Below are 9967 nucleotides of genomic sequence, written 5' to 3' on the forward strand. Positions count from 1 at the left end.
CCAACTGGGAAAAACTCAACCCATATTGGCGGGCAGCCATCGGCACTAAACTGTGGCTGGTCATACCCGGTGAAGTATTCACTTCAAGCAGGTAGAAACGGCCATCGCTATCTTGCATAACATCAACTCGGCCCCAGCCGCTGCAACCCAATGCCTGATAGGCCTGTAATGACAATGCAGCCAACTGTTGCTCTAACTCAGCACTCAAGCCACTTGGGCAGAAGTACTGGGTCTCATCAGACAGATATTTAGCTTCATAATCATAAAACACACCGGGAGCCTGAATGCGAATCGACGGTAAAACATCATTACCAAGGATCGCGACGGTAAATTCTGGCCCACTCAACCATTTCTCAATCAGCACATCAGTGTCGTGACGGAAAGCTTCAACCAGAGCAGAATGCAATTGATTCGCCTGATCAACCTTACTCATTCCTACGCTAGAGCCTTCATGACTTGGCTTAACGATTAATGGCAGGCCAAGCTTAGCGACACACGCCGCCAATTCCTCTGACGAAAGTGTTTCAAACTGTTGACGATTTAGCGCGACATAAGGCGAAATTGGCAAACCTGAAGCTTGCCACACCAATTTGGTACGCAATTTGTCCATTGTCAGCGCTGAAGCCATCACACCACTGCCGGTATAAGGCAGTTGCAGAAACTCCAACACCCCTTGCAGCGTACCGTCTTCACCACCGCGCCCATGCAAAGCGATAAAGACCTTATCAAAGCCTTGCTCTTTAAGCTGTGTCACCGGGAAGTCTTTAGTATCAATACCATGAGCATCGATACCCGCCTCTCTCAAGCCCGCTAATACCGCCTCGCCTGATAACAATGACACTTCACGTTCAGCAGAGGTCCCACCCAGCAGTACCGCAACTTTCTCAGCCATGATGTTCCTCGTCTTTTGTCTGTGGCTGCAATTTAAGCTCAGCCAATTTACGGGCAATCTTACCAATGTTGCCTGCGCCCTGAACCAGAATCAGGTCATCGCCATTCAGCACTTGCGCTAACACCTCGGGCACCGTATCACTGTCTGACACCAAAATAGGGTCCAATTTGCCACGATTACGGATGGTACGGCACAACGAGCGGCTATCCGCGCCTGGGATTGGCGGTTCTCCGGCGGCATACACATCTAACATAAGTAAAACATCAACTTGCGACAGAACATTAGCGAAGTCGTCATACAAATCGCGTGTTCGGGTATAACGGTGCGGCTGGAACACCATCACAATACGTTTATCCGGCCAGCCAGCACGTGCAGCTTTAATCGTGGCATCCACTTCTGTCGGGTGATGACCATAGTCATCCACCAGCATGGCACTGCCTTCTTTTCCGTTGACCGCTGCCAGCGGGAAGTTACCAAGAAAATCAAAACGGCGGCCAGTCCCCTGGAACCCTGCCAGCGCACGCAGGATGTCATCGTCTTCAATACCTTCTTCGGTCGCGACAGCCACTGCCGCAGCCGCATTTAGCGCGTTATGACGGCCAGGTGCATTCAAGGTCACTGTCATCAGCGGCTTATCCAGTCGTTTCAGTGTGAAGTGCCCCTGTGGGCCTTCTTGCCGGTAGCTGGCGATCTGTACATCGGCGTCATCGCTGAAACCGTAGGTGGTGATATGACGACCTACCCGTGGCAACAACTCACGCACCACTGGATCGTCGATACACATCACTGCACGGCCGTAGAATGGTAAGTTGTGCAAAAAGTTAATAAATGTCTGTTTTAAATTCTCAAAGTCGCCCTGATAAGTATCCATATGGTCGGCTTCGATGTTGGTGACAATCGCCACCATCGGCTGCAAATGCAGGAATGACGCATCACTCTCATCAGCTTCGGCTATCAAATAACGGCTTGAACCTAACCGGGCATGAGTGCCCGCCGCTTTAACTAAACCGCCATTCACAAATGTTGGGTCCAAACCTGCTTCGGCATAAATGCTGGAAACCATCGCTGTGGTGGTAGTTTTGCCGTGCGTACCAGCCACCGCAATCCCATGACGGAAACGCATCAATTCAGCCAGCATCTCAGCACGACGAATCACCGGAATACGCGCCTCGCGAGCGGCAACAATCTCCGGGTTATCCGCAGAAATTGCTGTTGAAACCACCACCACACTGGCATCCAGCACATTCTCTGGACGGTGATGGAAATAAATCTGTGCGCCTAATGAAGTCAAATGCTGAGTGACCGGATTGGGTGCCAAATCTGAACCGCTAATCTGATAACCTTCGTTTGCCAACACTTCAGCGATACCACCCATGCCGGCACCACCGATGCCAACAAAGTGAATGTGCCGGACGCGACGCATCTCGGGCACGATAGTACGTAGTTTCGCCAGTTGTTGTGTATTCACGTTTTTCTTCACTTTTTTGTCTGTTACATATTCATAGCCCGCATAAGTGCGAGCGATAACTATCTTTTTTTTCAGTAACTATCTTTTCTGTATCACTTACTGGCAGCGACCACTTCGGCGGCCACTCGCTCAGTTGCGTCAGGAATAGCCACCCGTCTTGCTTGCTCGGCCATCGCTAATAAGGTGGGACGATCCCACTCGGCTAACAGGTTGCTCACCGCTTGTGCTGTAAATTGTGGCTGTTCGATAATTTTGGCGGCACCAGCTTTTTCCAGCGGCAATGCATTCCAATATTGCTGCCGGTCTTTATGTTGGAACGGCACAAAAATCGCCGGTAACCCTGCTGCGGCAACTTCGCTGACCGTCAACGCACCGGAACGGCAAACCACCACATCAGCCCAGGCATAAGCCGCAGCCATATCATCAATAAACTCAACTACCTGATGCTTATCACCCTGCCCTGCTTGCTGGTAGGCTTGCAGCACATCGGGTAATGCGCCTTTACCCACCTGATGCCAAATAGTTATCTGTTCACCCAATGTTGCTGCAACCTGCGGCAAGGTTTGATTCAGTACTCGCGCACCCTGGCTACCGCCAATGACTAACACCCGAATCGGCCCTTCGCGGCCAGCTAAGCGATCAGCAGGTAATGGTAGCGCCAATACATCAGTACGAACCGGGTTACCCACCACGTCGGCGTGCGGGAATGCCCCTGGAAATGCTTGTAAAACTTTTTTCGCGATTCTGGCCAGCCAGCGGTTAGTCAAACCCGCAATCCCGTTTTGCTCATGTAATACCACCGGGATACCGCACAACCATGCTGCCAAACCACCGGGGCCGGAAACATAACCGCCCATCCCCAGCACCACATCCGGTTGGTAATCACGCATGATTTTCTTCGCCTGACGAACCGCGCGATAAATACGCACAGGAGCGGTCAGTTGGGCCATCAAGCCCTTACCGCGTAAACCAGAAATCTCAATAAAATCAATTTCAATACCGTTTTTGGGTACCAATGACGCTTCCATTCTGTCGGCGGTGCCTAACCAACGCACCTGCCAGCCTTGCGCCATCAGATGATGAGCTACGGCCAAACCGGGGAAGACATGCCCCCCAGTGCCACCCGCCATCACCATTAAACGCTTGGTCTTGCCACTCATCGGGCACTCCTTACAAACGCCTGGGCTTTTGCCAGACGTGTTTCAAAATCAATGCGTAACAACAACACTATGGCCGTTGACATAATAATCAGGCTCGAACCACCGTAACTTATCAGCGGCAGTGTCAAACCTTTGGTTGGCAACATTCCAGCAGCAGCCCCAACGTTAACCAGCGCCTGGAAGCTAAACCAGACACCAATCGAACAGGCCAAAAAGCCAGAAAATCGCTGATCTATCTCTAAAGCGCGACGCCCAATGGACATAGCACGAAAAGCGACGAAGAATACCATTAACAATGCAAGAACCACACCGAAATACCCGAGTTCCTCGCCTAAAATCGAGAAAATAAAGTCAGTATGTGCTTCCGGTAAATACTCCAGTTTCTGCACTGAATTCCCTAAGCCCTGCCCCCAGAATTCACCGCGACCAAAGGCCATCAGCGATTGGGTCAACTGGTAACCACTGCCGAAGGGATCCGCCCACGGGTTCCAGAATGATGTCACTCGGCGCATACGGTAAGGTTCGGCAACAATTAGCAGGCAAACGGCAAACACACCAGAACCGATAATGGCTAAAAACTGCCACATTTTGGCACCAGCCAGAAACAACATCGCCAGCGTAGTGATAAACAGCACCACCACGGTACCTAAATCGGGTTGCGCGAGCAGTAATACGGCCAAAATAACCATTACGCCCATGGGTTTACAAAAACCCCAAAAGTTACTGCGAACTTCTTCAACCTTGCGTACCAGATAGCTGGCCAGGTAGCAAAACAGCGATAACTTAGATAGCTCAGCCGGCTGAATGCGCAACGGCCCGAGAGAGATCCAGCGGGATGCCCCGTTGACCGAGCTACCCACAACCAGCACTACCAGCAACATCACAATTGAAATCAGCAACATAATATTGCTATAGCGCTGCCAGACATCCATTGGAATACGTAAAGTCACCAGCGACAAACCGAATGCCAGTGCCAAATACAGCGCATCACGTTTGGCAAACAGGAAAGGGTCACCTGCCAGACGCTGACCAATTGGCATCGATGCCGATGTCACCATCACAAAACCAATAATTGCCAAACCGAAGGTCAGCCACAGCAAGGTTCTGTCGTAAAGCACCATGCTGGTGGTGTCGCTTTCGCGCGACCCCATCACAAAATGTTTTACGGTATTAAACAGCCCCAGCCCCGGCATACGCATCAGCCCAACTCCTCTGCCAGACGAGCAAACTCATCACCACGTTGCTCGAAACTGCGGAACTGATCCAAGCTGGCGCAAGCGGGTGACAATAACACCATATCGCCCGGTGCCAGTGATTTCGCCAGTAGCACCATGGCTTGTTCCATTGTTTCAGTCAGTTGCGACACTTCCGGACGCAGCTCAGCCAGTTGCTCACCATCACGCCCAAAACAGTAAATCTTGATATGGTCGCCTTGCAAAAAGCGGGTTAACCCGGAGAAATCTGCCGATTTCCCGTCGCCGCCCAGTAACAAATGCAAAGTGCCATCAACCTGTAAACCATCCAGAGCCGCTTCTGTGCTACCCACGTTGGTGGCTTTGGAGTCGTTAATCCAACGCACGCCGTTGTGTTCAAACACCAATTGGAAACGGTGCGGCAAACCAGTGAACATGGTCAACGCTTTCAAACTTGATGAGCGCGGAATACCCACGGCATCAGCCAATGCCAGTGCGGCTAGCGCATTGGTATAGTTATGCCGTCCGGTTAATTTCATTTCCCGAGTATTCAGCACCTTCTCACCACGAACCCGCAGCCAGATCTCTCCCTGCTGCTTATTCAAATGGTAATCACCGACATCCACCCCAAAGCTGATACAGCGGTTATCAGCACCACGAACTGGCATAGTGAGCGCGTCATCGGCATTCACGACACAAACTTTAGCGTTTTCATATACCCGCAGCTTAGCTGCGCGATATTGCTGCAAACCGAACGGATAACGGTCAGTGTGATCTTCCGTCACGTTCAGTATGGTGGCCGCACTGGCACGCAGGCTTGAGGTGGTTTCCAACTGGAAGCTGGATAATTCCAACACCACCAATTGATTTTCGTGTTTTTGCAAGGTCAACTGTTTCAGTAAGTTAAGAGCAGGAACACCAATATTGCCCCCTACGCCAACCTGCCAGCCAGCCGCTTTCGCCATCTCGCCGACCAGAGTGGTGACGGTACTTTTACCGTTAGAGCCGGTAATCGCTACCACCGGTGCCTGATTTTCACGACAGAACAGCTCGATATCGCCGACAATCTCAACACCTGCTTCCGCGGCTTCACTCAAAGCAGGATGTGCCAACGCAATACCGGGGCTGGCAACAATCAAATCAGCATCCAATAACCACTGCTGATTCAAGTCACCAACATGACGCTCGACATTTTCGGGTAATTTATCCAGGCCCGGTGGATTGATACGGGTATCCATCACTCGCGGTGTTACGCCACGCGCGATGAAGAAATCAACGCAGGAAAGGCCGGTTAGCCCCAGCCCGATAATGACGACTTTCTTACCCTGATAATCAACCATAATTACCGCACCTTCAGCGTCGCCAGGCCAATCAGCACCAGCATCAGCGAAATAATCCAGAAGCGCACGATCACCCGCGGTTCTGGCCAGCCTTTAAGTTCATAATGATGATGAATCGGGGCCATACGGAAAATGCGCTGCCCACGTAACTTAAAGGAACCGACTTGCAAGATGACCGACAGTGTTTCAACCACGAACACCCCGCCCATAATCACTAATAAGAACTCTTGGCGCAGCAATACCGCGATGGTACCCAGCGCCCCGCCCAATGCCAACGAGCCAACATCACCCATAAACACTTGTGCCGGGTAGGTGTTGAACCATAAAAAGCCCAGCCCAGCCCCGACAATCGCGGTGCAAACAATCACCAGCTCGCCAGCGTGACGCAGATAAGGAATATGCAGGTATGCAGCAAAGTTCACGTTACCGGTCGCCCAGGCCACCAGTGCGAAACCACCAGCAACAAATACCGTTGGCATAATCGCCAAACCATCCAACCCATCGGTCAAATTAACCGCGTTGCTGGTGCCCACAATGACGAAATAAGCCAGCAGGATATAGAGCAAGCCAAGCTGCGGCATGATGTCCTTGAAGAAAGGCACCACCAGCTCAGTAGCTGGGGTATCTTTACCGATGCTGTACATCGCAAAAGCGGCAGCCAGTGCAATGATCGACTGCCAGAAGTATTTCCAGCGAGCAATCAGGCCCTTGGTGTTTTTACGTACCACTTTGCGGTAATCATCGATAAAACCGACAATCCCATAACCAATAAGAATAAACAGCACACACCACACATACGGGTTAGATGGGTAGGCCCACATCAGAACCGAAATAGTGATGGAGAACAAAATCATCAGGCCGCCCATAGTCGGGGTGCCGCGTTTACTGAAATGTGACTCTGGCCCGTCATTACGGACGACTTGACCAATCTGTAATTTCTGCAAATAGGCGATCAGATGCGGCCCCATCCACAACGAGATAATTAATGCCGTCAACAGACTGACAATGGCGCGGAACGTCAAATAGGAAAAGACGTTAAAACCCGAGTAAAATTTTACTAAGTATTCAGCCAACCAAACTAACATGATGCCTTCTCCTGTAACGCACGCACGACATTTTCCATGGCGGCGCTACGTGAACCTTTAATTAAGACTGTGATAACCGGATGTTCGAGCAGCAACTCACTGACACGGGCTGCCAAAGTGTTCTTATCCTGAAAATGTTCGCCGCACCCGCTTGCATCGCTAAGTGTCTGGCTTAATGACCCTACGCTAAGGACTTTATCGATGCCCGCCTGTTTCGCGGCTTCGCCCACCTGGCGGTGACAATCGACTGCGGTTTCACCCAACTCGCCCATATCACCCACCACCATCACTCGGTAGCCCGGCATTTCAGCCAGTACTTGCGCGGCGGCGGTCATGGAGCCGACATTGGCGTTGTAGCTGTCATCAAGCAGCAACTTGCCAGCAGCAAGTTCAATCGGGAATAAGCGACCCGGTACGGCCTGTAATTGCGTCAGCCCCTCACGAACGGCAGCTAAACTAGCACCGACCGACATGGCTAACGCCGCGGCGGCTAATGCATTGGCAATGTTATGCCGCCCCGGCAGTGGCAATTCTATAGCCACCGTGCCGAAGGGAGAATGCAGAGTGAAATGAGTGATTTTTGGTGTAATACGCACGTCACTGGCAAAGAAATCGATATCTTCTGCACCGAGAGGTGCAAAACGCCATACGCGCTTGTTATGCAATGTTTCCTGCCAGTGCGGCCAGTCATTGCTATCAGCATTAATAATCGCTGTACCATTCGCGGGTAAGCCGGCGAAAATCTCGCCTTTGGCTTGAGCCACTCCGGCCAGTGAGCCAAAACCTTCCAAATGTGCGGCAGCTAAATTATTCACCAAAGCACTTTCAGGGCGGCTTAAGTCCGTGGTGTAGGCAATTTCACCGATATGGTTTGCACCTAGCTCAATGACAGCAAAATCATACTCGGGCGTCAGACGCAGCAAGGTCAGCGGCACGCCGATATCATTATTAAAGTTACCGGCGGTATACAGCACCTTGCCACATTGGCGCAAAATCGCCGCAACCATTTCTTTTACTGAGGTTTTACCGGAGGAACCGGTCAAGGCTACCACACGGGCAGGCACTTGCTGGCGCACCCATGCAGCCAATTGCCCCAATGCCAGGCGGGTGTCTTTAACCACTAATTGTGGCGCCTCCACCAGTAAGTGTTTACTTACCAGCAAAGCACCAGCGCCAGCGGCAACAGCATCTTCTGCAAAGTCATGTCCATCAAAACGCTCGCCTTTCAGCGCAACGAATAAACACCCAGGAGTGACCTTACGGGTATCAATGGTCACTTCGGTAATATCGGCGCTATCGCGACCAATATATTCAGCGTTCAGCAGCGTGGACAGAAAATGCAGTGAGACCTTAATCATGCCACCACCCCCAACAAACGCGCGACGGTGACTCGGTCAGAGTAATCCAAGCGGCGATTGCCAACCAATTGATAATCTTCATGCCCTTTGCCGGCAATCAACACCACATCATCGGCTTTAGCTTGCATGATGGCGCTGGTCACGGCTTCTGCGCGGCCATGAATGGCTTGCGCATGTCCGGCATCCAGCAATCCACTGAGGATATCGGCGACAATCGCCTGCGGCTCTTCACTACGTGGATTATCATCAGTGACAACCACCCGATCAGCCAGTTGTTCCGCGATACCGCCCATAAGTGGGCGCTTACCTTTGTCACGATCACCACCGCAACCAAACACACACCACAGCTGGCCTTTACAATGTAAACGTGCCGCCGCCAGTGCTTTTTCCAATGCATCCGGTGTGTGGGCATAATCCACCACTACCGTCGGTTTGCCCGGTGCATTAAATACTTCCATCCGCCCACACACTGGTTGTAGATGAGGTGCGGCAGCTAATAATTGTGTTAGTGGGTAATCCAGTGAAAGCAGTGTTGCCAATGCCACCAGCAAGTTACTGACGTTGAATGCCCCCATCAGGCGGCTTTCTAACTGGCCTTCGCCCCAGCTTGAGTCAAAAGCAATGCTGGCACCATTATCGTGATAGTGAACCTGAGTGGCAGATAGCCATGGGCCATTCCAACCCACAGGAATATTGCCTTCCATACTAACGGCGACAGCTTGCGGCAACTGCCCTAACCAGCGACGACCGACTTCGTCATCAGCATTAATGATTTTGTGTTCGGACTGATGGGTGGAGAACAACAGCCATTTTGCTGCTTCGTAACTCGCCATATTGCCGTGATAATCCAGATGATCACGACTTAAGTTAGTGAACACTGCGGCAGCAAACGGCAATGCGGCTACGCGGTTCTGAATCAAACCATGGGAGGAGACTTCCATCGCGGCAAAAGTCGCCCCTTGGTCAGCCAGATTGCGGAGCAAATGCTGGATATCAACCGCTGAGCCGGTGGTGTTCTCAGTCGGGATAACCTGGCCTAGCAGACCATTGCCAACAGTCCCCATCACTGCACTGGTTTCGCCCAACATTTGAGCCCATTGCGCCAGCAATTGAGTGGTGGTGGTTTTACCATTGGTTCCGGTCACACCGACTAAACGTAATGCGGCACCCGGCTGATGGTAAAATTGTCCCGCCAGCTTGGATAAGTGCTGATTCAAATTACGCAGATATATAACAGGAACACCATGCATCTCGACCATACTGGCATCCGGAGCCACACCATCAGCTTCAGCAACCACAGCCGCCACACCTTGAGCGATAGCTTGCGGGATATAGCGACGCCCATCCGTCTGGTGGCCGACAATAGCGACAAATAAATCCCCGGCAGCGGCAACACGGCTGTCTAATGTCATTTCCCGTAGCGCACGCTCCGGGACGTCTAGCCCCCAAGGAGCGAGTAAGTCGCGCAAAT

8 protein-coding genes are annotated in these 9967 nt (G+C 51.7%); all 8 read right to left on the minus strand.

Annotated elements, in window-relative coordinates:
- Nucleotides 1-892 (minus strand): D-alanine--D-alanine ligase (locus ACNSO8_RS03560; RefSeq protein ID WP_418393845.1); only part of this gene is annotated, 892 nt, incomplete at its 3' end.
- Nucleotides 885-2360, minus strand: coding sequence for a UDP-N-acetylmuramate--L-alanine ligase (gene murC / locus ACNSO8_RS03565; protein ID WP_019080508.1), 1476 nt, complete (start codon nt 2358-2360; stop codon nt 885-887). The genes murC and ACNSO8_RS03560, both read right to left, overlap by 8 nt.
- 92 nt (nt 2361-2452) lie before the next feature.
- Nucleotides 2453-3520, minus strand: coding sequence for an undecaprenyldiphospho-muramoylpentapeptide beta-N-acetylglucosaminyltransferase (gene murG / locus ACNSO8_RS03570; RefSeq protein WP_263698897.1), 1068 nt, complete (start codon nt 3518-3520; stop codon nt 2453-2455).
- Entirely contained in the window at nt 3517-4719 is a 1203-nt protein-coding gene (ftsW, locus tag ACNSO8_RS03575) for a cell division protein FtsW (protein WP_005156865.1), read from the minus strand. The genes murG and ftsW overlap by 4 nt, the downstream gene beginning before the upstream one ends.
- The gene (murD, locus tag ACNSO8_RS03580) at nt 4719-6053 is read right to left on the minus strand and encodes a UDP-N-acetylmuramoyl-L-alanine--D-glutamate ligase (RefSeq protein ID WP_418393846.1); all 1335 of its coding nucleotides are present in this window, start codon (nt 6051-6053) and stop codon (nt 4719-4721) included. The genes ftsW and murD overlap by 1 nt, the downstream gene beginning before the upstream one ends.
- 2 nt (nt 6054-6055) lie before the next feature.
- A complete protein-coding gene (gene mraY, locus ACNSO8_RS03585; RefSeq protein WP_005156870.1) occupies nt 6056-7138 on the minus strand; it encodes a phospho-N-acetylmuramoyl-pentapeptide-transferase in 1083 nt (360 codons plus the stop codon).
- Nucleotides 7132-8496 carry a UDP-N-acetylmuramoyl-tripeptide--D-alanyl-D-alanine ligase gene (gene murF / locus ACNSO8_RS03590; protein WP_046051598.1) on the minus strand — a complete coding sequence of 455 codons (1365 nt, stop codon included), beginning with the start codon at nt 8494-8496 and terminating at the stop codon, nt 7132-7134. The genes mraY and murF overlap by 7 nt, the downstream gene beginning before the upstream one ends.
- Nucleotides 8493-9965 (minus strand): UDP-N-acetylmuramoyl-L-alanyl-D-glutamate--2,6-diaminopimelate ligase, encoded by a 1473-nt coding sequence (gene murE / locus ACNSO8_RS03595; RefSeq protein ID WP_418393847.1) that lies wholly within the window; start codon nt 9963-9965, stop codon nt 8493-8495. The genes murF and murE overlap by 4 nt, the downstream gene beginning before the upstream one ends.
- Between the last annotated feature and the right edge of the window lie 2 nt (nt 9966-9967).

The organism is Yersinia sp. LJYL362 (genome assembly GCF_048323875.1).

Coding starts and splice junctions, on each gene's coding strand:
- murF (WP_046051598.1), bottom strand. CDS start 8,496: ATGATTAAGGTCTCACTGCATTTTCTGTCCACGCTGCTGAACGCTGAA.
- murD (WP_418393846.1), bottom strand. CDS start 6,053: ATGGTTGATTATCAGGGTAAGAAAGTCGTCATTATCGGGCTGGGGCTA.
- ftsW (WP_005156865.1), bottom strand. CDS start 4,719: ATGCGTATGCCGGGGCTGGGGCTGTTTAATACCGTAAAACATTTTGTG.
- mraY (WP_005156870.1), bottom strand. CDS start 7,138: ATGTTAGTTTGGTTGGCTGAATACTTAGTAAAATTTTACTCGGGTTTT.
- murG (WP_263698897.1), bottom strand. CDS start 3,520: ATGAGTGGCAAGACCAAGCGTTTAATGGTGATGGCGGGTGGCACTGGG.